This is a genomic window from Bdellovibrio bacteriovorus (assembly GCF_025558485.1).
Taxonomy (GTDB): Bacteria; Bdellovibrionota; Bdellovibrionia; order Bdellovibrionales; family Bdellovibrionaceae; genus Bdellovibrio; species Bdellovibrio bacteriovorus_G.
Genome location: NZ_CP102930.1, coordinates 2,958,693 through 2,984,392, shown reverse-complemented (window position 1 = coordinate 2,984,392; position 25,700 = coordinate 2,958,693). Strand labels below are relative to the sequence as shown.

At 47.9% G+C, this 25,700-nt stretch carries 25 protein-coding genes; 16 read left to right on the top strand and 9 right to left on the bottom strand.

Annotated elements, in window-relative coordinates; genetic code table 11:
* Positions 1 to 121: 121 nt before the first annotated feature.
* Complete coding sequence (locus EZJ49_RS14645) at positions 122 to 955, top strand: DUF6279 family lipoprotein (RefSeq protein ID WP_262552967.1); 834 nt, start codon at positions 122 to 124, stop codon at positions 953 to 955.
* Between the two features lie 8 nt (positions 956 to 963).
* Here EZJ49_RS14645 and EZJ49_RS14640 read toward each other — a convergent pair whose 3' ends face one another.
* Entirely contained in the window at positions 964 to 1,905 is a 942-nt protein-coding gene (locus tag EZJ49_RS14640; protein ID WP_262552965.1) for an MBL fold metallo-hydrolase, read from the bottom strand.
* A gap of 86 nt (positions 1,906 to 1,991) precedes the next feature.
* Positions 1,992 to 2,252, bottom strand: coding sequence for a 2Fe-2S iron-sulfur cluster binding domain-containing protein (locus EZJ49_RS14635; protein ID WP_262552963.1), 261 nt, complete (start codon positions 2,250 to 2,252; stop codon positions 1,992 to 1,994).
* A gap of 195 nt (positions 2,253 to 2,447) precedes the next feature.
* On the opposite strand from EZJ49_RS14635, the gene EZJ49_RS14630 reads away from it, so the two are divergent.
* Positions 2,448 to 4,421 carry a hypothetical protein gene (locus EZJ49_RS14630; RefSeq protein WP_262552962.1) on the top strand — a complete coding sequence of 658 codons (1,974 nt, stop codon included), beginning with the start codon at positions 2,448 to 2,450 and terminating at the stop codon, positions 4,419 to 4,421.
* A 392-nt stretch (positions 4,422 to 4,813) separates the two neighbouring features.
* Here EZJ49_RS14630 and EZJ49_RS14625 read toward each other — a convergent pair whose 3' ends face one another.
* Positions 4,814 to 7,051 (bottom strand): hybrid sensor histidine kinase/response regulator, encoded by a 2,238-nt coding sequence (locus tag EZJ49_RS14625; protein ID WP_262552961.1) that lies wholly within the window; start codon positions 7,049 to 7,051, stop codon positions 4,814 to 4,816.
* A gap of 210 nt (positions 7,052 to 7,261) precedes the next feature.
* On the opposite strand from EZJ49_RS14625, the gene EZJ49_RS14620 reads away from it, so the two are divergent.
* The 6 genes from EZJ49_RS14620 to lspA all read left to right on the top strand — a co-directional run bounded on the left by EZJ49_RS14620 (position 7,262) and on the right by lspA (position 14,433).
* Positions 7,262 to 8,545: a radical SAM/SPASM domain-containing protein gene (locus EZJ49_RS14620; RefSeq protein WP_262552960.1), complete on the top strand. Its 1,284-nt coding sequence runs from the start codon at positions 7,262 to 7,264 to the stop codon at positions 8,543 to 8,545.
* A 135-nt stretch (positions 8,546 to 8,680) separates the two neighbouring features.
* The gene (locus tag EZJ49_RS14615; protein WP_262552959.1) at positions 8,681 to 10,561 is read left to right on the top strand and encodes a CHASE2 and HATPase_c domain-containing protein; all 1,881 of its coding nucleotides are present in this window, start codon (positions 8,681 to 8,683) and stop codon (positions 10,559 to 10,561) included.
* Positions 10,554 to 12,077, top strand: coding sequence for a sigma-54-dependent transcriptional regulator (locus tag EZJ49_RS14610; RefSeq protein ID WP_262552958.1), 1,524 nt, complete (start codon positions 10,554 to 10,556; stop codon positions 12,075 to 12,077). Before EZJ49_RS14615 ends, EZJ49_RS14610 begins: the two co-directional genes overlap by 8 nt.
* 210 nt (positions 12,078 to 12,287) lie before the next feature.
* On the top strand, positions 12,288 to 13,079 hold the full coding sequence (locus EZJ49_RS14605) for a siderophore-interacting protein (RefSeq protein ID WP_262552957.1): 792 nt from the start codon (positions 12,288 to 12,290) through the stop codon (positions 13,077 to 13,079).
* 217 nt (positions 13,080 to 13,296) lie between these two features.
* Positions 13,297 to 13,857 carry a hypothetical protein gene (locus EZJ49_RS14600; protein WP_262552956.1) on the top strand — a complete coding sequence of 187 codons (561 nt, stop codon included), beginning with the start codon at positions 13,297 to 13,299 and terminating at the stop codon, positions 13,855 to 13,857.
* Between the two features lie 60 nt (positions 13,858 to 13,917).
* Positions 13,918 to 14,433 carry a signal peptidase II gene (lspA, locus tag EZJ49_RS14595; protein ID WP_262552955.1) on the top strand — a complete coding sequence of 172 codons (516 nt, stop codon included), beginning with the start codon at positions 13,918 to 13,920 and terminating at the stop codon, positions 14,431 to 14,433.
* 15 nt (positions 14,434 to 14,448) lie between these two features.
* Here the strand turns inward: lspA and EZJ49_RS14590 are convergent, their stop codons facing one another.
* From EZJ49_RS14590 to EZJ49_RS14580, 4 genes are all read right to left on the bottom strand, one after another.
* The gene (locus tag EZJ49_RS14590) at positions 14,449 to 14,691 is read right to left on the bottom strand and encodes a BrnA antitoxin family protein (protein ID WP_262552954.1); all 243 of its coding nucleotides are present in this window, start codon (positions 14,689 to 14,691) and stop codon (positions 14,449 to 14,451) included.
* The gene (locus EZJ49_RS16455; protein ID WP_410468769.1) at positions 14,681 to 14,902 is read right to left on the bottom strand and encodes a BrnT family toxin; all 222 of its coding nucleotides are present in this window, start codon (positions 14,900 to 14,902) and stop codon (positions 14,681 to 14,683) included. The genes EZJ49_RS14590 and EZJ49_RS16455 overlap by 11 nt, the downstream gene beginning before the upstream one ends.
* Positions 14,903 to 15,068: 166 nt before the next feature.
* Positions 15,069 to 15,602, bottom strand: a complete 534-nt coding sequence (locus EZJ49_RS14585; RefSeq protein ID WP_262552953.1) for a response regulator transcription factor — start codon at positions 15,600 to 15,602, stop codon at positions 15,069 to 15,071.
* A gap of 1 nt (position 15,603) precedes the next feature.
* The gene (locus tag EZJ49_RS14580; protein ID WP_262552952.1) at positions 15,604 to 16,824 is read right to left on the bottom strand and encodes a sensor histidine kinase; all 1,221 of its coding nucleotides are present in this window, start codon (positions 16,822 to 16,824) and stop codon (positions 15,604 to 15,606) included.
* A 224-nt stretch (positions 16,825 to 17,048) separates the two neighbouring features.
* On the opposite strand from EZJ49_RS14580, the gene EZJ49_RS14575 reads away from it, so the two are divergent.
* Genes EZJ49_RS14575 through EZJ49_RS14550 form a run of 6 tightly spaced genes read left to right on the top strand, consistent with a single transcriptional unit; the run spans position 17,049 to position 21,560 of the window.
* On the top strand, positions 17,049 to 17,639 hold the full coding sequence (locus tag EZJ49_RS14575) for a hypothetical protein (RefSeq protein ID WP_262552951.1): 591 nt from the start codon (positions 17,049 to 17,051) through the stop codon (positions 17,637 to 17,639).
* Positions 17,640 to 17,641: 2 nt separating this feature from the next.
* Positions 17,642 to 18,253, top strand: a complete 612-nt coding sequence (locus EZJ49_RS14570; RefSeq protein WP_262552950.1) for a hypothetical protein — start codon at positions 17,642 to 17,644, stop codon at positions 18,251 to 18,253.
* Complete coding sequence (locus tag EZJ49_RS14565; RefSeq protein ID WP_262552949.1) at positions 18,250 to 19,302, top strand: outer membrane beta-barrel protein; 1,053 nt, start codon at positions 18,250 to 18,252, stop codon at positions 19,300 to 19,302. The genes EZJ49_RS14570 and EZJ49_RS14565 overlap by 4 nt, the downstream gene beginning before the upstream one ends.
* A 10-nt stretch (positions 19,303 to 19,312) precedes the next feature.
* The gene (locus tag EZJ49_RS14560; RefSeq protein WP_262552948.1) at positions 19,313 to 20,185 is read left to right on the top strand and encodes a metal ABC transporter substrate-binding protein; all 873 of its coding nucleotides are present in this window, start codon (positions 19,313 to 19,315) and stop codon (positions 20,183 to 20,185) included.
* A complete protein-coding gene (locus EZJ49_RS14555; protein WP_262552947.1) occupies positions 20,182 to 20,751 on the top strand; it encodes an ATP-binding cassette domain-containing protein in 570 nt (189 codons plus the stop codon). The genes EZJ49_RS14560 and EZJ49_RS14555 overlap by 4 nt, the downstream gene beginning before the upstream one ends.
* Entirely contained in the window at positions 20,748 to 21,560 is an 813-nt protein-coding gene (locus EZJ49_RS14550; protein ID WP_262552946.1) for a metal ABC transporter permease, read from the top strand. Before EZJ49_RS14555 ends, EZJ49_RS14550 begins: the two co-directional genes overlap by 4 nt.
* On the opposite strand, the gene EZJ49_RS14545 is transcribed toward EZJ49_RS14550, so the two are convergent.
* The gene (locus EZJ49_RS14545) at positions 21,545 to 22,972 is read right to left on the bottom strand and encodes a cyclic nucleotide-binding domain-containing protein (protein ID WP_262552945.1); all 1,428 of its coding nucleotides are present in this window, start codon (positions 22,970 to 22,972) and stop codon (positions 21,545 to 21,547) included. The two genes, EZJ49_RS14550 and EZJ49_RS14545, sit on opposite strands and share 16 nt — an antisense overlap.
* Positions 22,973 to 23,077: 105 nt before the next feature.
* Between EZJ49_RS14545 and EZJ49_RS14540 the strand changes: the two genes are divergently transcribed.
* On the top strand, positions 23,078 to 23,842 hold the full coding sequence (locus tag EZJ49_RS14540) for a prolipoprotein diacylglyceryl transferase (protein WP_262552943.1): 765 nt from the start codon (positions 23,078 to 23,080) through the stop codon (positions 23,840 to 23,842).
* On the opposite strand, the gene EZJ49_RS14535 is transcribed toward EZJ49_RS14540, so the two are convergent.
* Positions 23,753 to 24,610 carry a hypothetical protein gene (locus EZJ49_RS14535; protein ID WP_262552941.1) on the bottom strand — a complete coding sequence of 286 codons (858 nt, stop codon included), beginning with the start codon at positions 24,608 to 24,610 and terminating at the stop codon, positions 23,753 to 23,755. The two genes, EZJ49_RS14540 and EZJ49_RS14535, sit on opposite strands and share 90 nt — an antisense overlap.
* A 319-nt stretch (positions 24,611 to 24,929) precedes the next feature.
* Here EZJ49_RS14535 and EZJ49_RS14530 point away from each other — a divergent pair, with 319 nt between their 5' ends.
* Entirely contained in the window at positions 24,930 to 25,664 is a 735-nt protein-coding gene (locus EZJ49_RS14530) for a hypothetical protein (RefSeq protein ID WP_262552940.1), read from the top strand.
* Positions 25,665 to 25,700: the final 36 nt, after the last annotated feature.

Below are 25,700 nucleotides of genomic sequence, written 5' to 3'. Positions count from 1 at the left end.
TTCTTTTTACAACCGGATCGAACTCCTTCCTCTGATAAGCTCTAAGGAGGGAGTTTACAAAAAAACCGGGTCCCCCATCTTGATTCTCTGCCTCTGAAGAACTCGCAAACAAAAACATTTCATGAACAGAATGCTGGCTGTTTTGTGCCTTGGATTTCTGGGTTTAACCGGTTGCAATCAACTTGGACTGGCTTTCCGCTGGGCTGACACTTATATCGCTTCAAAAGTTGATGACTATTTTGATATATCCTCAAAACAAAGTGCCTCTTTAAAAGACGGTATCAAGAAGGATCTGAACGAACTTAAATCAGATCTGCTTCCCCAATGGGTCGCCCGCTTTCGCAGCATCCAGTCCGAAGTTCAAAAAGGAAACCTGAATCCCGAACGCACGCAGTTCTATTTTGACCTGTTCATGAAGGATATTGAGCATATCAACGGCAGATTCTCTGACACCGCCAATGTGTTTATTTCCAACACCAACAATCAACAGTTGGACTTTTTCGCCAAAGCCTTCCAGAAGAAAACCCGGGAGGACCTTCAAAAGTTTCAAAAGACAGTGCAATACCAAAAAGAAATGCGTGGAAAATATCTGGAATACTTCAAGATGTTTCTGGGGTCCCTTAACAACGATCAGCAGAAAATGATCGAGGCGCATCTGGCGGAATCCCCCTTTCCCGGAGAACTAAAGGCCCGCAACAAAGTCCATATCATTTCATTATACCTTCAGGGGAACAAGTCGGCGGAGGCCCGCCGGGATTTTTTAAAGCAGTACTACAACGACCCGGCCGCACTTAATCTGCCCGAGTACCAGTCCGCCTATCAGAAATATCAGGGTCAGTTAAAAAAACTGGTGATACAAATGATGGCCACCATCACCGACAAACAGAAAAAGAATCTTATTGAAAACCTGAACGAAAAGACCGCTCAGCTCGAGCGCATTGCCAAAGCGGGATAAGCTCCCGCTTAGATTTTGATTTCCAGTCCTTCGTGGGCGAAATCCCACTCCACCTCTGGCAGAACGCCGCGGTTGGCAGAGGCAAAACGCTGACGGGATTCATAGTATTCCTTGGTCTGGCGTTTTAATTCCAGCACATGTTCAATACGCGCCCCCGGATCATGATGGGCAAACAGCACCTTCTGAATTCCTTCACGAAGTGCGATATCCAGCCCCACTTGCGCGGCACTGTGCCCCCAGTTGGCCTTTTCAGCCAGCTCCGGAAGAGTGTACTGAGCATCAAAATACATCAAATTCACATTCTGATAAAGCGGCAGATCCTCGCCCAGCTCTTCGCGGGTGATGCGAGTGCCTTCTGTATCCACACAATGAGCATAGGCTTTTCCACCGGCTTCCACCTTCAGACCCCAGCACGGATCAGGATGATCCAGCTTAAATGGCGTCAAAGTCATATCGTCCAGTTGCACGGGCTTGCGCGGCTCCATCACATGGAAGAAAATCTTGGCCTTCAAGGCTTCAAACGGCACCGGGAAATACGGACGGCAGAAGATTCCACGAATCAGCTTTTCCAGCTCCGGTTGCACGGCATAATAGTGCACTTCGCAGCCCGGAATAAAATGCGGAGTAAAGAACGGCAGCCCAATCACATGATCCCAATGGAAATGGGTCATAAAGATATGGAAAGGGCCTTTTGCACGTCCGGTGGTACCGGTCATGATCTGCTCACTTAAATTACGAATGCCACTGCCACCGTCCAAAATGATCTGACCTTTGGGGCTCTGGATTTCCACACAGGTTGTGGCAGCTCCATAGCCACCGATGTGCGGAGTTTCCAGGCTTTGAATGTAACGGGAGATCTGGGACGGATCACGATAGCCCGCAGAGAAGAAGTTTCTTAGAACTCCTTCTATGTGGTACGTCCAATCCGTCGGTGGAGGAGCAGAAGGCAATGAACCCCTTACGCCCCAAAATTTAATCGTGAGAGACATATATACACAACAGAATGAACTGTTTAGAAACACGAATCAAATACATATTATTTGGTCGGGCTTTTGTCGTAATTCACGATCACCCATTCAGACGATGGTTGGGCCTGACAAGTGCGAACAACTCGACTTCCCTCTTGGTCTTCAGTCGTTGACCCCTCTTCGATCACGGCTTCGCAGGTTCCGCAGTGACCTTCCATACAGGAGTACGGTGGATTCAGGTGGTTGATCAACGCAATATCCAAAAGACTGCGTCCAGCCTCCCCCTCAACCTCAATCTTATTTTCCCGGATTATGTAGGTAATCTTCATGTAAATATCACAGCATCCCCCTCTCGCGGGGACAATCTCTTTCTAGTGCTGGGCACAAATAGAACAAAACCCCTATGCCATAGAGTTTTTGCTTTGTGTTTTATGGGAATCTTTATTATCTCTCTTGCCGAACTGTAACCCGTTTTTCTATCGAACGGCCGTTTCAGTTGATTCATGGATGTAAAAGGAGAGCTTATGATGCTCAAAAAAAGTTTCCTGACGGTAATCTTGGCCGCGGGAGTTTCTGTTCTGACCGCAGTTCCTGCCTCCGCTGGCTGGGAGGTTTTAAAACCTGCCAATGCCTGGGAAAAGATCAAAAAAGAAGTCGCCAAACAGGAAATCAGCGGCAGCGTGACACTGGTCAATGCCGACATCATCAACGGGATTTCAACCTCTCTTCGCTACAAAATTGAATCCGAACCGTCCTATGTTGATGGCTACTACACCCGTATTGATAAATACATCATGGACTTTGGCGTCGATATCGGTGACCTGATCAACGATATGGACAGCCCGATCAGCTTTGGTATCAACAAAGGCACAGAGATCATCTTTGCCCGTCAGTTCAAAAGCCAAAAGGATTCGTTGCTAAGCCTGCCTTACACCATGAGAAACCTGCCGTTGACGGCGGAAAAAGCGATCACTCGCCTGGTTCCGGGTGACTTTGTGGCCTTTGAAGGAAAACTGAGTCTGGTTTTGTCTTTGGGGTATGACACGCTGAAAGGTTCCTTTGAGGCAGGGGCTTCGACTCATGCTTACCTTTCTGGAAACTTCATGGTTCACCTGTTCCGCATGGCCGACAACAAAATGCGCGTCAAGCTGATCGCTGTTCGTGGTGAGGGTGTTGGCGCCAATGTCGGTGTTGAAGTCGAAGACCTGGAAATCCTGGGTGTCAATCTGATCGATAACCGTATTGAAAAATGGTTGAACTTCGTTCCGTTGAAAGCCAGCACCGGTCTTGGCAAAAAAGACGTGATCATGCTGGATTACGTCTTTGATCTGGACAACGCTCAAGCGGTTCAGGCTTATGACAACCTGATGCAAAACAAAGTGATGTTCAAAGATGTTAAAATCCTGAATCCGACGGCATCACGTCAGGATCTTCAGAATCAACTTCTGGCGGATTTGACGGGTGTTGAAGCCATCACAATGGAAGATGCACAAATGCCAGCGCAGCAGCGCCGTATCGACCGTGTGTTCAAAGGCTCTTCAGAGGGTCTTTACAGAGATGCGAAAACTAAATTCAGCCTGAGCCTGCTCAAATTTGAAGCCGGTCGCGCTTATGGTGAAAACAAGGTCCTTTCTTTCGACAAGCAAGATCAGGAAAGACACTTCCTGCTGGATACTTTTTCTAAATACAAAAAGTCCAAGATCCTGTTTGGTCTGTTCGGTGAAGAAACCCTGGCCACCTCCAATCTGCTGTTCACGGCAGGCAGCAAGTGGGAACCTCAGCGCTTCGTCACTCTGACCTCCAGCAACGAAATGAAGATGCGCGATGTTTCTGCACGCGACTTCCGCGAAATTCAGAAGATCGTTTTGGAAACGATTGGCCAGAAGGAATACAGCAAAGTGCCTTGGCACCTGTGGTCCTTTGCCAATGGCAAGATCGTGAATGGTTACTTCAAGCAGGAAGTTTTCTTCAACCCGAATGCTTTGAATTACCTTCCTTACATGACTAAAGACGCTTTCGCAGCCCGCTTTAAAACGTACATTGCAAGCAAAAGCCGTCCTCGCTCCACACCGGTGATCCGTATTCTGTTGCCACCGAAAGGGGCTGTTGGCAACTGGCTGGCGGCCTTCACAGGCGATATCAACCGCATTGCAAGCCGTTTGCAGATCATCATCAATCCGCTGACAACTGTTGAAAAACGTTTTGAAGCCTTCGAAGAACTGCAGGAAATCGGCATCTGGAGAGAGCGCGGCGTGGGCTTCCTGATGTCCCTGGTACCGGAGGCATCCCAGCATCAACTGATGCGCTATGAAATGGTTCTGTCAGCCAAAGGCACTCAACCAATTCAATACTCTTTCGGAACTTTCGCGGAAGAAAGCCTGTATCGTTCCCTGATGTATATCCAAAACATCATCCACAATCGCAGCTTTGACCTGCGCTTGTTCTCTGACGACGCTGGTGAATACCGCACATCCACAAAGCCCGCTCCGTTGATGTAATCTGAATTTCAGAATGAAAAATAAAAATCCCGGCTGTTCTGCAGACCGGGATTTTTTTTAGAAGGAATCAATAAACATCTCAAGAAGCTGAGAATTATAAGCGTCGCTGCTGAACATGACATGGTTCGCGGTGGCAGCGATGTCGGCACACCCCCGTGATCGGATAATTGCGAAACCGTCCGTCGAACAGAGCCTTCACCAAGGCCTTCCAGATCCACGATCGGTTTTCCATGTGAGTTCTAAAGAAACAAAGCCCTGCCTGTCTCTGCAAGAGATGCCGAAAGAGGTCTTTTTCGCTCCCTCAGATGGGAGCGAAATTATCATTTATAAAATCCGGAAAAATCTTTGCTTTCCCCGAGGGGATTTCTCACTTCGAGGCGTGTGAATCAAAGCTACTTTCTCAAAGAAAAAATCAGATATGGAAGCTGGCTTTTACTAAAACAACTCACTCTATACTGATCCAATAAAGCTTTCATCTCCGGAAAGGTACTCAGCGACGTAAGAAGAACTGTCTTTACACCTTTTATTTTATCGATCTTCTCTAAGAGATCCAAACCGGTCTCATTGTCTGAGTTCAGAGACAGGTCAATAAGTACCGTCCAGTCATGTGGATTCATTTTTATCCTTTCAGCCTGTGTCTCTGCTTCTTTTAAGCTCTGGCAGTATGTAAAGATGATGTCCGAAGTTTCTGGTGTTTCCAAATAACGACGTAGATCGCCGTCCTCTTCAAATACAAGAACATATTTTGAAAGTAAAAATGGTACCCGTCGCGACCGCAGTGGAAGAACTATTCGAAAAACAGCTCCTTCTTCGGAACTGCTGACAGTGATGACTCCCCCATAAATATCAAGTTCTTCCTTAACCTGAAACAATCCAAGGCCTGTTCCTGATCTCTTTCCATACGTCGCTCTCTCTTGGAAAAGCCTTCCCAGTATTTCAGAGGAAATACCAGGCCCATTGTCTCTCACTTCCATAGTTACACTGTCCGCATCGGCTTTTCCGGAAAGCATCACCCGTCTTATCCTTCCAAAAACCGGTGGAGCTTCAATCGCATTTGTCATTAGATTTGAAAGACAACGCTGCAGAGAATATTTTGGCATAAGACACTTTAAGTCTGCGTCAATATCCGTCTCAAAGAGACAGGCAGGATACAGATGCTGAAATGTCACTATAAGTTCCTGAATAGACTCCGCCAAATTTGTTCTTTCAGCAGATGAAACTTCTTTGTAAGAATTCAGGGTGCTGTCTGCAATTCCCTGCAAGCGCAGAGTTGATTCACGCAACAAAGACTCCAGATCCTCTGAAACCTGCCCTTTGATAAACTTCGTCGCCATCTGCAAGGCCATCAAAGGATTCCGGATGTCATGAGAGATCTTCGCAGCTATTTTTAAACTTGCGTCAGCCCTGGCCGATTGCAAAACAAATTTATTTTTTATTTTTTGCTGTTCATTCAATCTATCCTGTTCAAGCTTAGCCCGGTCCGCCCTCCGCAGAAAGCGAAGAAACAGTACGGGTATGCCAAGATATTGAATAACCATAGTTCCCAGTGCCGCTCGAGAAAAATCCACCAGCACACCCAAAAAAGTAAATACCATGAGCCCAAAAGACCAAGTTAAAACGAGAGCCCCAAAAGAAAATGCGAGATATCTGATTGGTCTTTTAGAAAAAAACCATAGCAAAAGAAGCTGCACATACAATATACCCACCAGCCATAATTGGTTCGTTGTCGCTCCGGCAGATTTCACATAGGAAAGCGTTTTAAGATTGCCATAGACCGTCGCCAGATAAGACGGTTCTGAAAAATAATGATCTGTATTCTGATCAGCGAAAAAATCAAACCGGCTGAATGGATGAATGCCAAGCAAGGACGAATGGGCGTCCCGAGTTCCCACAAATACTATTTTACCTTTTAAACTCTCAAAGTGCGGAGGATCTACGGCAAGACTTGCAACGGACTGTTCCGAATAGAGTCGCATATAAACCTGAATGGAGTTGAAGAGCTTAAAAGTCCCCGGCATTTGTTCCAAAGGGGGCAGGGGCAAATTCAGAACTTTTGCCAGACCTACCAATTCATCATCATAATCAACGCCATTCATACTAAGTACAAGTCGTCGGCTCTTATTATCTTTTCCCCCCAGCTTGGTATCTATGGCATATTTACTTCCAACCTGCCGGCCGAAGTTGCTGAACGGTTCGGTATTATTCAAAGCTCTATGAGAAGGCTCTCCCCAACGAGAATAGTAGAAAAGATTTGGAATTTGCTCACTTTCCCGAACGAAGCGGGCCAGGTCCTGGTCACTTCCACGTAACTCCGGAGTCCCAAGCGCCAGGATAATCGTGCGCGGCTGTTCCTTCGCTATGTCCTTAAGAATTTGGATAACATCGCCACTCGCAAGCCCTTCATCACCGTTATGCCCAGCTTTATGGGAGGAAAGAATCACTTCAGCGACTTCTTCTCCCAACGGATAGCTCTCGGCAGCGAGAAAACCGTTAAAATCCAGATTCAAACTATCCAGGAAATCCATTTTGATCGCCAGCAACGCAAAGGCCGCCAGCACCGAGAAAAACAATAAACTTCCCCCGATTACCATCGTACGTAAAGGCTGGCTCAACGATATTCTATTTATCACAGGGGCCTTATCGGATCCTTAGCCCCATGAATTGAGACTTTTGGACATCATCTAGACAGCTCTGAAATAGTTTCCTTTTGCCCCCGCTTCAGGCTTCTGGAGCCCAAAATACACCACCCAACGAATATGTAAGTATTTGATTTTACTTGATATAAGCACACCAGCCCCATGTCTCATTCTGGAACACTTATTGCAATCACCTGGGTGACTATGGAACAAAGACGATACAAGGACATTGTGGCATTTAAATGGGGACAAGGAGCTCCGTTGGCTTTCCATGCCCGAAACCTTGAGGTCGCTGAAATTTCCGACGATGCCTGGAATGAAATGTCCGCCTCCGAACCTTCTTTGGCCGGAGCATTTAAAGCCCTTACCAACTGGGAAAGTGAAAATAGTCCTGACGTAAAATCCGGAAAGCTGTCTGTCGGCATTCGCAGTCTTACGATTAATGTTACTCAAATTTGTAATTTGAAATGTACTTACTGTGCAGCTGGCGGCGACGGTACTTACGGTTCCGCTCAAACAAAGATCAATGTCGAAAAAACTCTGCCTCAACTTAAACTTTTCCTGGAGCGCATTCCAGAAGGTGGAAGCTTCAATATCACATTCCTGGGCGGCGAGCCTCTACTGTATCCTGAAGGCATTCAGGAAATCGGCAACTACGTTCGCCTCATGACGGCAGGACGTGATATCACGACTCGTTTTTCCATTGTTACAAATGGAACCCTTTTCAACGAAAAGACCTTGAGCATTCTTAGACAGCTGAAAGCCAATATCACCGTCAGTCTGGATGGTCCGGCAGAGATCAACGACAAAACCCGTCCAACAAGGAACGGAATCGGCAGCACCTCACTGGTGGTGGAAGGTCTAAAGCTCCTGGAGACCTGCAGAAGTGATTTGGGCTCGTTGACATTGCACGGGGTTTTCAATCGCGAAAATCTGGAAATCGCCAAGGCCTATGAATTCTTCCAGTCACTGAATGCCGACCGCTATGAATTCACATACTCTGTTGAAGAGAACGACGATGCCAGCAATAAGCTTTATGTTGAGCAAATGAACGATATCGCTGCCAAAGCTTATGCCTTGGGTGGCGAGTCTGAGCTGCGCAAAATCACTCTCTTCAACCAGTATTTCAACGCCCTGGATAACCAGCAACAAACCGAGAATTTCTGTGGCTCTGGAAAATCCTTCCTGGTCATGGATGCCAAGAACAACCTGTTCACTTGCCCTTGGGAAGTTGGGAATAAAGAAGAGAAAGTGGGCGAAAACACCAACGTGGACTTCGCCCGCATGGAAAATGAAAGTGCTCCTTTGATTGAAAAGAACAACTGCCAGAACTGCTGGGCACGTTTTATGTGCGGCGGTGGCTGTATGTTCATTCACAAAAAAGGCACTGGCAGCAAGCATCAAAAGGACGGTCAGTTCTGCTACCGCACCCGCAGCTTGCTTGGAACTACTTTTATATATTATAAATTAAGCAGGGCATCCTGCTAGAGGACTATATGGAACAACAGACTCATATCAAAAAAATCAAGCCTCAGAAGCCCAAGCCAAATACAAATCCCAAAGCTGGGCCTGGAAATGGTACTGGCGAAGGCTGCATCCCGGTTCGTTAAAAGATAGGATATCATGGCTCTTCCTCCCTCCCTTGAAGAGAAATCAGGAACTCCGGCAAAGAGTTCCCTTAAAGCTCTTGTGCTGCGAATGCTCTTTGCGGTGGGGATTTCTTTTTTCATTGCTCAAACAAACTTAGATTATCTTGAATCTTATCTTTACGATCTTCGTGTTCGTACCAAGATCGGCAATACAACTTCCGGCAATATTGAACTGATCTATATCACTCCTCAGACAGTTCAGCTTTATAAGGGGTTCCCGTCCGCAAAAGAACAAACGGCGTTGTTGAAAACTCTGGCGGCTCAGCAAACCAAAGCCATTGCATACGACTTTAACTTCGACGAAACACCCGGCAATGTTGATGATAAAAACGTCTGGGAAGAAACGATTATTTCCACCCCGAACACCTACGTGGCAAGTCGTACGACCCCCATGAAAGGTGAGGAAGACCAGCTCTTCCTGCAGGATCCTTTGGAAAAAGTGGCTATTGTGCCCGCCCCTAAGACAACTGATTTAGTGAACTTTGCCAAAGACGGCGTCACAAGACGTATGATTCTTACTTATCAGGATCAAACGATGCTACCCGTGCGCCTGGCGGCGCTGGTAACCCCGCAAGCTGCTGACATTTCCAGCCTGAGAGGTCTTTTTGACTTCTATGGAACTGATCAAGGCTACATAGACTTCCATGCGGCAAAGTCTTATCCATCCACATCTTTTGAAGCCATTCGCAACGGACAGGTGGATCTTTCACGCTTCAAAGACAAAATAGTTATTATTGGAACAGATCTTGGCCTGAATGAGGCTGAATACATCACGACTCCTTTCAGTCGTGATGTCATGGCGATGACCCGCATCGAAATGCAGGCCAATATCATCGACACGTTGATTAAGAATTCCGGTCCTATCAAGGTTTCCAAATACATCAATTGGCTTTTCATCCTGATAGCTTCGGTTTTAACGACTCAGGTCGTTCTAACAATGAAGCCGACACGGGGTCTGTTGGTACTGGGGGCTACTCTCGCCGGATTCGTCCTGCTGTCAGTCCTTGCCTTCTGGACATTGGGGTTGTGGCTACCTATGGCAGCCCCTCTGCTGACCATCCTGCTTTGCTATTACTTCTTCATCCCCTACCGTCTTATCGTGGAAAACCGACGTAGCTGGGAATACTATCAGAAGAACAAGCTGCTCAGTCAGGTGGAAGAGCTTAAAACCAACTTCATTTCGATGATGTCCCATGACTTGAAAACCCCGATTGCGCGCATTCAGGGCATGACGGATGTGATCCTGTCGGACAATATCGCCCTGAGCACCCAGCAGCGCGAGGCTGTCGATACGATCAAGCATTCCTCGGATGACCTTTTAAAGTTCATCAATGCGATCCTGAGCTATGGCCGTATTGAAAGTCAGGGTGTTCAGTTGAATTTACAAAGCAAGGACATCAATAACCTGCTTCAAGAGGTTATCCGCAAGCACGAATTCCTTGCCAAAGTAAAACGCATCCAGATCGTGTCTGAGCTGGAACCCATGTTCCCTGTTCCCGTGGACCCGGAGCTGATGAAGCAGGTGTTCTCGAACCTGGTTGAAAACGCCATTAAATACAGCCCGGAAGACACGAAAATCATGGTCAGCAGTGAAGAGACCGACACCAAGGTCATCGTTCAGGTGGCCGACCAGGGCCCCGGCATCCCTCAGGATGAGTTACAAAATATCTTTATGAAATTTTTCCGCTCTAAGAACGTGAAGTCCTCGCCGATCAAAGGCTCTGGCCTGGGGCTGTACTTGGCGAAATATTTCACGGAACTGCACCGGGGAAGCATTTTTGTAGAATCTTCCCATGGTAATGGTTCCACATTTACGGTAGAACTACCAATCGAACAAGGGGGTACGCATGCTTAAGGTTTTGGTTGTAGATGACGATCAGGGCTTAAGACTTTCGGTAAAATCCGCACTGTCCGTCACGCAGCGCTTTGAAATTGATGAAGCTTTCGATGGTGTCAATGCCATGGAAAAAATCAAAGCCGGTGATAAGAAGTATGACGTTGTCATTCTGGACGTGGACATGCCTCGCATGAACGGTTTGGAAACCCTTCGCCAAATCAAAGAACTTGATCCGGGCACTATCGTTTTAATCATGACGGCTCATGCGACCCTGAACGATGCCATCCAAGCGGTTAAAGACGGCGCCTTCAACTATCTGCAAAAACCTGTTGCTGGCGATGATCTGATTGCCCTGATCGACAAAGCCGTAAATGCGCACACCCTGATTTCCAATATCGCTGCCTCTGCTCCTGTAATGGTTGAAGAAGGCCGTAAAATCATCGGTCACACTTCTCAAATGCAAAAGGTCTTCAACATTATCCATCGTCTGGCTAAAGTTGACACCCCTGTTCTGATTCGTGGTGCTTCCGGTACAGGTAAAGAGCTGGTGGCGAAAGCCATTCACTTTAACTCTGCCCGTAAAGATGAAAAATTCGTGGCGATCAACTGTTCTGCCATTCCGGAAAACCTGTTCGAATCTGAATTGTTCGGTCACGAAAAAGGTTCTTTCACTGGCGCAGATCAACGCAAAATCGGTAAATTCCAGTTTGCTGAAGGCGGTACTCTGTTCCTGGATGAAGTTGGTGACATGCCTCAGTTGATGCAGGTTAAAATCCTGCGTGTTCTTCAGGAAAAGCTGTTCACGCCAGTGGGTTCCAACCGCGAATTCCCCACCAATGTTCGTATTATCGCAGCGACCAATCGTCCGTTGGAGGAAATGATCAAAGCCGGATCATTCCGCGAAGACCTGTTCTATCGTTTGAACGTTGTACCTATATTCCTGCCTGCTTTGGCTGAACGTAAAGACGACATGGAACACATGGTGAACATCTTTATCCGCAAGTTCAATCAGGCTCATGGTAAACGCATCAACGGCATTGCTCCGGATGCGATGACGGTTCTGAAAAAGCACTCCTGGCCGGGAAATATCCGTGAACTTGAAAACGTGATCGAACACGCTTTCGTTCTGGAAATGACCAACATCATCACTATTGCGTCTTTGCCGGAAGCGTTGCTGATGGCGACAGGTACGAATCTGATCGACATCCCGCCTGTTCAGGAAACAGCACAGACGGTGGCAGCAACAGGTCTTGGTTCTGTGGCTCAAGCTCATGCGACTTTGGGTGATGACGAAGACGGCGACATGGGCCTGGATGCGGACGACATGGAAGATGGCGACATCGTTCCTTACTCTGGCGAAAATCTGGATTTCAATGCGCAGAAGGAAGCTTTTGAAAAAGAGTTTATCATCAAGGCTTTGAAGACCTTCCGTGGTCGCATCAATCAAACAGCCCTGCATGCGAATATTCCGAAGAAAACGCTGCTGCGTAAGATCGAAAAATACGGAATCATCGCAAAAGATTATTCCAACTAAGTTCAAACACAAAACTGCCGGGTCCCACCCGGCAGTTCTTTTTTTGGCCCTCTGATTCTCAACAGCTTTTCATCTCATCCCTCACTTAGCAGACCGAAATTTCAAATCGCAAACTCGTTGATAACGCGAGTGATGTATATTTGAGATGAACGAAAAGCGGTTGCGTGCCCTGGTCCCTCCTCCTAGACAATAAGACATGGAGGTTCCAATATGGAAAACGCTTACAGACAGCCTCAATCAGTTCGTCACAATTTGAAATTCCGCCTGTTACAGGTCAAAGCCATTGCTGACCTTTCCCCACGCATGAGACGCATCACCTTAACCGGCGAGGATCTGGCTGATTTCATCAGCGCTTCTCCCGATGACCACGTAAAGGTGTTTTTCCCGAAGCCCGGCGAAAGTATGCCTGTTGTTCCTGAAGTCGGCCCACAAGGCCCTGTGTTCCCCGAAGGAGCAAAACCCATCATGCGCGACTATACTCCCCGTCGTTACGACAATGCCGCCAAAGAACTGGATCTGGAGTTTTTCCTGCACGAAGAAGGCGCTGCTGCGGAATGGGCCCGCCAAGCACAAGTGGGGCAGTATCTGGGCGTCGGGGGACCGCGTGGGTCTTTGGTCGTTCCTTATGATTTTGACTGGTATCTGATGGTGGGTGATGAATGTGCGATTCCATCTTTTGCGCGCCGTCTGGCAGAACTTCCCGCCAACACTGCGGCACTGGTGTTTATCGAAATTGGTCACGAATCTGAAAAGCGTGATTTTGAATCCCAGGCCAACGTGACCGTGAAATGGGTTTCGCGCGAAACACGTCCTGCGGGGGATTCATCCCTGCTGAAAGAAACTCTGCTGCGCTCAAACTTCCCGCATGGAGAGTATTTCAGCTGGATCGCCACCGAGCTTCAGTGTTCCAAAGAAATCAAGGAACTTCTGGAAACAGTTCGTGGAGCGAATCCTGAGTGGATCAAGGCCACCGGATACTGGAAAAAAGGCGCATCACACTAGTGTTCCGTCGAACACGAAAACAGTGAAATCAAGAAAAAGTTTTTCATAAATAGGGCCTTTCTGCGTCGCCTCTAGTTTTGTAATAGGCAGACAGGCCCCCTATCTAGAGATGCGTATTTTTTGAGCACATAATGTTTGGAAATAGTGCGGAGTCTGCATTGACTCAAAGTTATGAACTCTGTAGTTTGGGCTCCCTCACCCGCGGAGTTTTTAATTAATGACCATGAATCCGTTGCCACCACAGGCATACACGAAAGAGACGATGCTCAAAGCCTATCAATGGCTTATGGTGCAGAATAGCTCGATCAAGGAAATGGCAACGACTCCGGATATTCTGGTCAGCTTGTATCTAAAAGCCACTCGCGATGGCGATCATTCTTTGGAAAGACCTTCCATTCAGAATTTCAAAAATGAGCTGAAAAGTCTGGCAGGCATGATGGGTGAATTAGACAGACCTGTCATGACAGCGGCCGCCGCTGCTGCTGTTCAGGCACAACCGATGATGGCACCAGCTCAACAGGCAGTCGTGCCAACACATACGCCGGTGGCGCAGCCCGTAGTGGCGACATCTTTGCCTGCGACACAGACTCAGGTTTCATACACGGAAAAGACCCTGACCACGACATCCCATACTCAGGACCTTGTGGATCTGCTGGATTGTAGCTCCAAAGCCATGATTCAGGAAGTCAAAGGCGAGTTCAACCTAAGCTCGGACCTTGAAGCCCTTCGTATGTTAATCAAAGTCGGCTACAGCCGCTCTAAAGCCCTACTGAAGTAAGCTTATATCTCTACGAAATCATTTAATATCCGGCGGGAGTTGGGCTATACTGCCCCCCATATGAAGAACAAATATATCTGGCTTGTGCTTATTTCCGGCTTCTTAGTGGCCCTGGATCAACTGGTGAAGGTGTACGTCCACACGCATTTCCACCTGGGTGAGTCTGTCATCGTGATCCCGAATTTCTTCAATCTAACTTATGTAAGAAACTTTGGTGCTGCCTTTGGCTTCCTTGCCGAAAGCCATCCTTCGTTCCGGGAAATCTTCTTCCTGTCCATGCCACCAATCGCTTTGGTGATCATTCTGGGTATCCTGCGTGGCGTGAAGGACACAGACACCAAACAGATCATCGCTTTGTCCAGCATCTTTGGTGGTGCGATTGGGAACTACATCGACCGTGTGCGCTTCCGTTACGTGATCGACTTCCTGGATTTCCATCTTTACAACCGTTGGAGCTGGCCAGCCTTTAATATCGCTGACATGGCTATCGTCGGCGGTGTAGGACTTCTGCTTCTGCTGATGTTCCTGGAAAATAAGAAAAAAGATAATACCGAAAAAGAAGAAGGCGCCACATAGGCGCCTTTTTTATTTCTAAGACTTCTTGGGAAAAACGGCTTTCTCCAGTTTCAACAAACGATCTTCAAAAGTCTGCTCTTTCGACATGGCTTTTCGCAGATACCAATTCAGATAAGTCTGGTAACCCATCCCCTGCTTTTCCGCCTCGATCTCCAACCACTCAAGTATTTCCGGATCAAGACGAATAGTTTTCAGAACTTTGGTTTCCTTAACCACTTTGCCCTTTTTAGCTTTAGAAAAATCATACTCATTCTTCATACACACCTCGGAAATAGTATTTCATCTGTTCACTCTTCGCCGCTTTTCGAGCCGATATAATTCTAATCCGTCCCGGAGAAACTCTCTCGCAATAAATCACCAACAGCACACGGTTGTGATTCGAGTATCCTAGTCGAATCCACCTATCTTCAGAGGCGGGACTGTCCGGATCAAAAATTTCCAACGCTCTGGGGTCTGTAAATATCGTCATCCCATTCGAAATCCATAATATCACTTTCCTGCTACTATGTAAATACATTGTAAATATATTATAAGCATCTATAATGATTGGCGAAAAGAGATAGCAAAAAGGGGCCAGCTATGACGTTGGCCCCTTGGCATATTACGAGCTTTGAGGAGTCCGCTTGGCGGAAGCTTTATTTGCGGGGGATGTTTTTGCGGAGTTTTCTTTGCAGGCTTTGGCGGTGCAGGCCCAGTTTTTTGGCAGCTTGGGTGATGTTGCCTTCTGAGCTTTGCAAAACGTAGTCAATATATTCGCGCTCCATCCGGGCCAGAGAGATCTCCTCTTCCGGCAGTTCCATGTCGCCACCCTGGTCGGCAAAGGCCCGCAAAATCATTTCCACGGTCACAGGCTTGGCGATAAAATTATGTGCCCCCAGTTGCATGGCTTTCACTGCGGAAGCCACGCTGCCAAAGCCACTCATCATCACGACACGCACTGTGGGAAAACGACTTTTCAGTTCTTTTAAAAAATCCAAACCGTTTTCACTGCCCACGCGCAGATCCAGCAAGGCCCAATCCAGTCGCGGCACTTCAGACCAATCCGGTGTTTCAGCAAAGGCCTTGACCTGAAAGCCACGTTCTTGCAGCTCTTCTGTCAGAACTTCGCGAAGTCCCCTGTCATCTTCCACCAGCAGAATGGTTTTTGTGGTTTGCAGTTGTTGTTCCATATTATCTTTCCTCCAAAGGCAGGCGGATTTGGGCCGTTGCGCCTTTTCCAGAAGTATTATTGGCAATCAGAAAATCTCCGCCCGAGGCCTGAGCCATCATCTGTGCGGAATAAATGCCCAGTCCATTTCCGGCTTCTTTGCCGGTGACAAAAGGCTCTCCCAAGCGGGACAGTATTTCCTCGGAAATACCCGATCCTTTATCGACCACTTCCAGCACGGCCCAAGTGTCCTTCTGGTAAAGACGAACATACAAGGTGGCCTCTGAACCGGACGCCTCCAAAGCATTATCCAAAAGATCAAACAGAGTTTGCGAAAAAGCCAGCGTTTGCAAACGGCATGGCAGACTGTCAGTGGTCAGATAGGTTTCAACCTTAACGGATGAATTTTCTTTTTCCCAGACAGCCACCAGATCTTTCACCAGATTTTGCAACTCAACATTTTGCAGTTCACTTTGCGAGGAACGAGAGAATACGGAAGCCATATGCTGAAACACACTGACACATTCATCCAAAGAGCTTTGGGCTTTTTGCAGCTCTTCGCGCGCGGAAGCCACATCTGTATCGAGTTTACGCAAACCTCTTTCCATACGAAGCTTCAGAGAATTCATTGGCGTTGCCAATTGATGCGAGAACCCGGCAGTCAGGGCGCCCAGGGATTTCAAACGATCCGCCTGATGCTGACGATCCTGCAACAGACGAATGCGACGCTCTTTCTTCGCCAACAAGGCCGAGAAATAGTGACTGACGAACCACGAGGCAGTGATCAGCACCCACTGGGACAGAAAACGCAAAGACAGCTCTGAAAAATCCATCCCCACCGTTTTCTGCGCATCCAGATAAGTTTCATACTGCAAAATCAAAAGCAGGGATAAAACCGAGGCTCCAAATAAATAGGAGGCTTTTTTTCGTAACAGCATCCCCCCAAGGAAAGAATGAATGCACAAAATACTGACGAACGGATTATTCGCAGAGCCACTGACAAACAGCAAACCCACCGCCGCCAGCAGATCCACCCATAGATGAACCAGAACATGCTTTTGCCCGTACTCTTCCTGCTTAGGCCAGATGCCCTGACCAAGAACATTTAAAATTCCCAGCAGTACCAACACAGCGATGATGTATGGGAAATGGCGCTTGTCCAAATAACCCCACTTCAAAAGCGGGATCGTTCCAAGCAACAAACAAACAATGGCAATCCAACGAAAACGAATCAATCCAGGCATGCCCTTTTGTAGCCGAGCCCATCGGGGTCCGCAACCGCAGACTCTGAAATGCAACGATTCGCTGCCCCTTGTTCCCAAGCGCCCCAAGATTAAAATATATCTAATTATTTCAAATACTTACTGCTAACGACAGCCCGATCATTTCTCAGCTCATTTTCTAAATGCAAATTTATTGCATTTAGAAAATGACGGTGCTAGAAGCAGATTATCCAAACGAGGTGCTTATGAAAAAAATCGTCCTTAGCCTTTTAATTATCCTTCCGTCAGTCAGTTGGTCCCACGATCACAATCACGACGCGAATCTTCTTGGCAAGTCCCCGGTCACGGCTGCCTCTGTCGCCGCCTTGGAACTTTTTGAATCTGGCAATATTGGTGGGCTTATTGGGTTTCAAACTTTTTTCAGCGGAAACGAGAGCGCTGTTAAACTGACCTATCAGGATGAAAGCTCCACAACACGCGTTGTAGGTTACGACTGCCACTTCCACGCCCATGATGATGAATTTGAATCACACTGCCACGATTCTGCGGATCTTGGGATTATCGATTCTGCCGAAAATAATATTCAGTGGGGCGCTGATGAATTTATCGCCGCTCTGTCTTATTCTGCCGATATTTTTTCCCGCAAAATTGCACCTTTGCCTGAAATCACCGGCGTAAAAATGTGGCAGACCCACGGGGACATCTGGGTGAGTTTAAGCCACCTGTCTGCTAATGCAGAAGTAAAGTCACACTTTATGTGTCACATGCACGGCGACCATTTTGACTGCCATCGCAGCCGCAATCCGGGCCCTCATGAACCCCGCTATCAGGATTAGTCATGATACGTTTTATAATTTTCTTGCTAGTCCCACTTATGGTTGCTGCCTGTGGGGGCGGCTACAATCCAGATAAAGACAATCTCAGCAAGGCCCTTCCTGTCGGGGAATCGTCTTACTATGATCTTGGCAACAACAAAGGGCTGATGACAGAAGGACTTTCCTCTGTTGCTTCGGCAGCCAACTTTGAGATCAGCTTCAATTTGCAAGACGGCGGCAGCCTGACACTTCATACATTTACAAATTCACAGTTGCAAAGCGGCTTCAAATTCAAGTTCGCACGTCAGGGCGGAGCCCTGCTGATCCAAGCCGAAGCGCAGGGACAAATCCAGAACTGGAGCTCACTCTTTACTGACATCGACGCTACTCAGAAGCTGACTTTCACCATGGACGTTCACAATAATGAACATCCCGCCCATGTCATGATCTGGGTGGGCGCCAAGTCTTCGAGCATGAATCACACGAACACCATTTATAACAGTGCCGAAGACAGCCTGGATTTAAACTACGACAGTTCTCCCGGAAATGGTTCCGGCCGAGCTTGGGGATTTGAACTGATAAATGCCCAACTGACTAACGCACGACTTTCTTCACCACAGGATGCTCACGAATGAAAATTTTCACACTGATTTTGTTCTCTCTACTGTCCTTCCAGGCCCATGCCCAGATTCTGCAAAACATGCAGTCTGCGGCAGCCCTGGATTTTGTTGCGCCCTTGCATTTTGAAGATTCCGCAGAAAACAAACTGGATATCCGCTCTGCAGAGCTGATCTTTTTCGGCCCCTTGGACCCGACATTCGATGCCACTTTAAATTTTGCTGCACACAATGAAGAGGGAGAATTTGTCGCCGAGGTGCATGAGGCCTATGTGGGTTCCAGCAAGGTGATTCCGAATTCCCGCTTTCGGGTCGGGAAATTTTTCCTGGGCGTGGGACGTCTGAATCAGTTCCATCAACATGACTGGGCTTTTGTATCAGCCCCCCGTGTACAAGCCGCGTTTTTCGATGAAGAAGGTGTGGCCGACACAGGTGCGGAATTTTCGACTTTGCTTCCCACAGATTCTTTCTGGGACATCACTGTTGGTGTGACCAACGGTTATACCTATGGTCACAGCCATGATGCCGGGGAAAAGCCTCAAGTACCCACTCACTATCTGCATGCTGTGAACTTTGTGGACTGGGGCGACAGCGGAGCTTTGCAATGGGGCGCCAATTATCTGGGACGAACAGATGCTACGGAACTTAAGACCCAGCTCTATGGTTTTGATTTCGTCTATAAAAAATCTGAAGGTAAAATCACCACGCTGTTGGTGCAATCGGAGCTGTGGTATCGCAATCAAAGCGGGCCGGGCTATGAAACCACAGAAGAGCTTGGCGCCTATGTCTTTCCGCAGATTGCTTTATCCGAAAGACTTTTTGTGGGGATGCGCGTGGATCTTTTCTCGGAGTTCAGCCGGGCCTTCATCAGTGATGGATCTCGTCAAAAAAATCTGAATTATGCCGCTGTTCCAACTTTGACATTTAAAAACAGTGAGTTCTCTTTGTTACGTGTGGCGTACACCTATGATAATCAGACTTATCAGGGCGAATCGGACACCATCAATCAGAAGCTTGAATTCCAGTGGGTGGCTATTTTGGGTGCCCATCCTGCCCATTCATTCTAAGGACAATGCCATGAAATATCTTATCTGCGCTTTTTTCAGTTTGGCCCTTGCAGCAGAAGCTAAAATCAAAGTCGTCACCACCACACCGGACATCGCGGAAGTGGTGCGCGCGATCGGTCAGGATCAGGTGGAAGTGCAAAGCCTGTTAAGCGGTTCCGAGGACCCCCACTTTGCGGAAGCTCGTCCGGACTATATCTTGAAGGTCAATCGGGCCGACATTGTGTGTGCGATGGGTCTGGAACTTGAAATCGGCTGGCTGCCCAAAGTGCTTGGCAAATCCGGCAACAGCACGGTTCAGGAAGGGGGCCCGGGCTCCTGTTTCCTTGGAAAAAGCGTAACCCCTTTGGATGTTCCCAAAGGAATCATTGATCGCTCTTTGGGTGATGTTCATGCCCATGGCAATCCACACTTCAATCTTGATCCACTAAAACTGGCTGAAGGTGCTCAGGAAGTTGTGCGTGTTCTTTCGGTGGCGGCGCCATCACAAGCCCCTGTCTTTCAGAAGAATTATGATACGTTCAAAAAATCCATGACCGATCTGCATGCCCAGGTGGCAAAGAATCTGCCGAAAGTGAAAGTCATGGAATATCACAAGGAGTTTACTTACTTCTTCAGCTCCTACGGGCTGGAGTCTGCCGGGTCCCTTGAAGAAAAGCCGGGCATGCCGCCTTCCGCAGCGCGCATGGCCGTGGCAGCAAAGATGGCCAAGGAGCAAAATGTAAAAATCCTGCTGGCCAGTCCGTCGGCACCTCACAAAACTCTGGAAAGATTTCAGGAATTGTCCGGAGTCAAAGTCGTGACCGTCCCGTCCTATGTACAAAATAAGGGACAGGCCAATTCCATCGAGGCTCTGCAAAAAATTTTGGGGAAATCCTTTGAATGAAATCCTTACTGCATGTCAATAAAGTCCGGGTTCTCAGCCCCGAAGGAAACTTTCTGTCACCCGAAATCAGCTTTGATCTGGGGGAAGGGGAAGTCCTGCTTCTAAAAGGGGAAAATGGCTCTGGCAAAAGCTCGTTCTTAAAAACTCTTTTGGGATTGCACAAACCTTTCACGGGAAACTTCAATTTTGAAGTGCCTTTGCAGGACGTGCAGTATCTGCCCCAGTTGGGAAATCTGCATTTTCATCTTCCCCTGACTTTGCGGGATGTTCTGAACAGCGAACCCGCCAGTAATGGACTTTTAAAGAATCTGGATCTGAATAAGAAATGGAACACAGCCAGTGGTGGTGAGCGACAGAAGGTCCTTCTGACCTCGGCTTTGGCTAAAAAACCCCGTCTGTTGGTTTTGGATGAACCTTTTAATCACGTCGATCAGGAATCCGGTCATATTCTGGAAGAGGCTTTAAGCTTCTTTCTGAACGAGCATCCACAAAGCTCCTTGATCCTGGTGTCTCACCGCCCGCTGCTTTCAGTATGGAAAAATCTTCGCTCTTTGGAGATCCGATGACCTCATTGCTGCCTCTTTTACAAATCTACAAGTGGTCACTGCCTTCTTCAGTGATCATGGCTGCGGTGTTGGCTTTGATCGGTTCGCAGTGGACGGCCCGGGAAAAAAGTGCGCAGGTCTTCGTTCTGGGGCAGGGAACCTCGCTGGGAATTGTTCTGGGTCTTGCTGTTAATGTTCTGCTGGGCACGGATTTTCACGGGATCAGCCTGCTGATCGGGCTTTCTTTGGGCTGGATCACGCTGCTGCTGATGGATCTGCTTATTAAAGCCAAATCAGACCGCAATCATATTTATCTGACTTTGTTTGTCTTCTTTTTGGCTCTGACTTATCTGGTCAGCTATATGACCCCGGCGTTGGAAAGTCATATCGCAGCTTCTTACTTTGGTGATCTGGCTGTGATGAGTGATGCCGGAGCTATCGGGTGTCTGGCAGGTGCTTTGCTGTTCGGCTTGTTCCTGCTAAGTAACTGGCGGGAGCTGTCCCTGCGATCTTTTCAGTTGGCCAACCACAGTGCCATCCATCAAAGTTGGAAAAATCGCCTCTTTGACCTGGGCACCCTGCTGCTGACCACGATGGCCATTCAAAGTATGGGCTATCTATACACAATGGGCAGTCTGTTTATTGCCACCAGCTTTGCCGCATCCCGCAGTCAAAATCTAAGAAGCTATCTGGTTAAGATGCTGCTGATTGCTTTGCTGGGAAGTGGTTTTGGATTTGTCGTATCCCTGCAATCCACAAATCTACCCACAGTGCCTTGTGTTCTTCTGGGGCAGATGCTGATGGGACTGCTGCTTTATACGAAGAAATAATGGAAGGAAGGTTGCGCTTCGCGTTTTTGTCCGTCGATATTAAACAGACAGATCACTTCCGTGCGCACACCTTTTTTAACATTGAATACCGTCAGATCCGCATTTTCGATAATCTGATGCAGACCACGTCCGGCCCCGCCCTTTTCAGCGTTCATACTGCCAGCATGGCCGTTATAGCAGCTTAAAAGATAGTCGATAATAATATCTTTTGTCAGAGATCCAAAGGGGTCTTTGACCGCGACAGCCAACAGCACTCCATCACTGGCATAACGAAGCTGGGACTGCTGATGGGTATCCAGCTGCACCTCTTCCTTGCGTGACACATGATTAAAGATGGACTTCCCCTGAGAATCCACCGGAGCATCGTAGATCGCATTCATCAGCATTTCTTCAACAACCGTGTTCACACGATCCAGAACCGTCGTGCGCACGCCCATTTTCTTGAAATAGCCATAAAGATCTTCACGAAGTCCTTCGCGCTGATTGGAACAGGAAACCAGTTTGTTCTGAACTTCCACTCCCCAGGTCAGATACTTTTCGATGCCGAAAAGATCCTTATTCAACAGCTTACCCAAAGCCGTCAGAATATAACGGATGGTGGCGTTGCGGTCTTCAGCGTCACGCGAAACAATGTGATCCACATGACGATTGGTCTGAAGGATCTGCAGGTTCCCCTGCACGTCCTTGCTGGTCAGAAGTACCGAATAATTCGCGGCGTTCTGGTCATGGACTTCTTTTAGAATTTCAACACAGCCTTCTTCGCACAGAACCAAATCGTATTTGTTTTCTGCCAAAAGCTGCCGGGCACCTTCAGAATCATTGGCGATATCCAGCTGAACACCCGTGCCCCCCAGAGCCATACGCACTGGAAGCTGTTGCTTTTTGTCGGGCTCCACCAGAAGGACATGCCCGCCGACTTTTTCGATTTTTTGCTGAGCCTCGTGAAGCTCGCGATTCAGAATTTCAAAGAGACGGGCTTTTTCGTTGGTTTTCACCAGACGCTGGGTCAGAACATTGCAATAGATCTGAAAAAGCAGTGCCTGAAATCGATCCTTGTCCTTCGGATGCACATGCGCAAAGTCCTCGGTGCGAATGACAAAACATTCCACGGCACTTAAGGCCTTTACTGTGGTCGAGGTTGGATTTTTAGTGATGACACTCATTTCGCCAAAGACTTCGCCCGGCGTATCCAGCGTGGCAATCACCTCGGAAGCCAGAGAAACTTCAACTTTGCCTGTTCGCAAAAAGAACAGGGAGCTGTTTGTTGCACCCTCTTGCAAAAGCACGGTCCCGGCAGCAAATGACTCGGTATGAATCATAGCTGACGTTTGCAAAAGCAAATCATCCGTAAAGGATTTGAAGAAAGAGAAATCCCGAATTTCTTTGGCAATTTCAGCCGGATGCAATCTCATATAGGACCTATTATGTATTTAGTTACGGGCCCTTGACTAGAATCGTCTTGAATATTTCCTGTAATGAAAGAAAATTAAGTCTATCGTCGGTATAGCGGAGGAAGCTTGTTTCCCACCATCTCAATATCACCCAATCTATCCATACCGACCTACTATCTCATTCTGAGTCTGACAATCTGTCTGGCTCTGGTGTGGATTACTCGCCGTGCGGATCAAAGAGAGCTGTCCCGCAAAGTGGCTCTCGACCTAAGTCTTATCATTATGGTCAGTGGTTTTATCGGAGGACGTCTATTCCACGTCTTCTATGAAAGCTTTCCATATTATCAGGAAGACTATCTGCGTATTCTTTATTTCTGGAATGGGGGCTTTGTCTTTTATGGCGGAGCCATTCTGGCCACATTGTGCAGTGTCTTTTATATGTTCTTTCTGGCAAAAGTTCAGATGGAGGATTATCTGGATCTCTTTGCCCCGGTAATGTCGTTTTCTTATATGTTAGGACGAATCGCCTGCCTGTTTGCCGGGTGCTGCTATGGAAGAACCTGTGAACTTCCCTGGGCCGTGGCCGGTCGCCATCCGACACAGGCCTACGCATCACTGTGGGAACTGGGGGTTCTGTTTATTCTGTTGGGAACTGAATCCATTGCTCGACCACTTCGTCCGCGCTGGCTGCACAATCCCGGCAGTATTTTTTTCCTGTGGATGGTTTTACACGGACTGGGACGATTGCTGATGGAATCTTTCCGCGATGACTTCCGCGGGCCTTCGCTGGGACTTTCGGTTTCAAGCTGGATCAGTGTTTTGCTGGTGGTGTTGGGAATCTTCCTGCTGGTGCGGAAACCAGCAGGCCGGCGGACGACAAGTTCCGTTTAACTGACACCGAGCCCCTGCCAGATAAGTATCCAAACGACATTGCACGGATGGATAAACATTGCGCAAAAGTTCTTGGGCAGCCGGAGCGGGCGTCAGCAATGAAACTGCATCTGATTTCTGCGAATCATACTTTTGGAAAAAGCGAACCATCTCTAAGCCGACTTGAGCGGTGCGCGCGCACAACAGGTTCCCTTCACACACAGACAACGCTTCTTCGCTGATATTTGTCGCAAGTTCGGGATGGGCACTGAGAAATTCCGGCAAACAGGTTCTGCCCGTAAAGAAATCCGATTGCCCTTCTGACGAAGACCACTCCGCCCCCGCAAAAGTCTGGCGGGGTTCTTCACCCATAGTGTGACCGATCTCATGACACAAAATACCGGCTAGAACTTCCAAGGAAGCCCCTGGAGCCCGCGCAGTTCCACCCCACAGGATCACCTGCAAGTAAGTGCCTTTGTCCATCGAGCCACCGGCAAAATACGGATTCACCCAATCATAAGAAATCAGCAGGGGTTTTCCTGTCGTCTTAAAAACCGGCATCATGTACTTGCTTTGAAAATCGACGATCAATTGACGATACTGCTCTTCGGTCACACCTGAAACATTCGCACTGCCCGGGGGAAGATAGAAGTATCCGGCATCCTGAGCAAATGACGTGTGCGAACTTTTACCCTGCAACGGCTTTTGCGTCTGCACCATCACAACCAATCCCACCAACAGGATCACGGCTAAAATATAGGGAATGTATTGCTTCGTCTTTTTACTCATAGCGGTCGGGACTTTATCACAGATCAACAGGAAACCCCATAGCTAATGATTGCAAGAGCACTCACAGGTTTTGTCACTGCTTTGCCGGAAGGACACTGTCTTATTTTGAGACGCACTCACAAGCCCCTGCTTTTGCGAAAGAAATTGTTATTTCTTATTTAAGAATCGACAAAGTGACACAATTTGGCCCTTGCCGGTAAAGCTTAAACACTGATTCCACCTTCGTTGCGGGTTTAATTGCATCCGGACGCTTTCGGCCCGTGGCACGACTCCTGTATTGCATCCTTAGTGAAGAGAAGTATCGAGAGAGAGGTTTATTATGAAAAAGCTTTTAGCTTCAATGATCGCGATCTCCACAGCGTTGTTTGTGGTGGCGTGTGGAAAAAGTGGTGGTGATTCCAACTATGTGAATCCCCAAGTGTGTAATTCCGGATATATCTGGAATGGCAGTGCCTGCATACTACCCAATGGTGGTACTGGCGGTGGCAATGTTATCACAACAACCGTGGGCTTTGCCGATGGCAGCACATCCTTTATGATGGGTGGCCGTCAGGTGAACGGTTCCTTGAAAATTAAAAACAGAGGCGCTTACGAAGCCTTCCTTAAAGATGCTTTCGCAATCTGTGATCGCATGATCTGGGGTATCGAAGCAGGTCTTTCCAAGTGTGCCAACTGGTCCACTGGTTATTTGTACCTGAGCTTCACAATGGGGCCTTCCATGGTTCCAGCTGTGACTTTGACAGCTTACCCTGCACCTAACTGGTACCAATATGCTTTGAATTTCGGTATCAGCGCAGGTGGCGCGGCTTACAACCCGCTTTATTTGAATAACCAAAATACATTCAACCTGATTCCGGACAGAGATGGTGTTCCAAGTCAGGCCTTTGAGATCCGTGCACAAGGTGCGTGGGGCACTCCGGCTGGCAGATACTTGATTCAAATCCAGGCTCATAAAGGAACTTTGGCTAACACAAGCATCAACTATGACCTGGCTTACAAGTACGGAAGCCAAAACGTTGTGTTCGCAACCGGCACCTTGCAGCGTTTCCAATAAACTCCGCGTCTTGCTTCAGAAGCAGGACTTGGAATA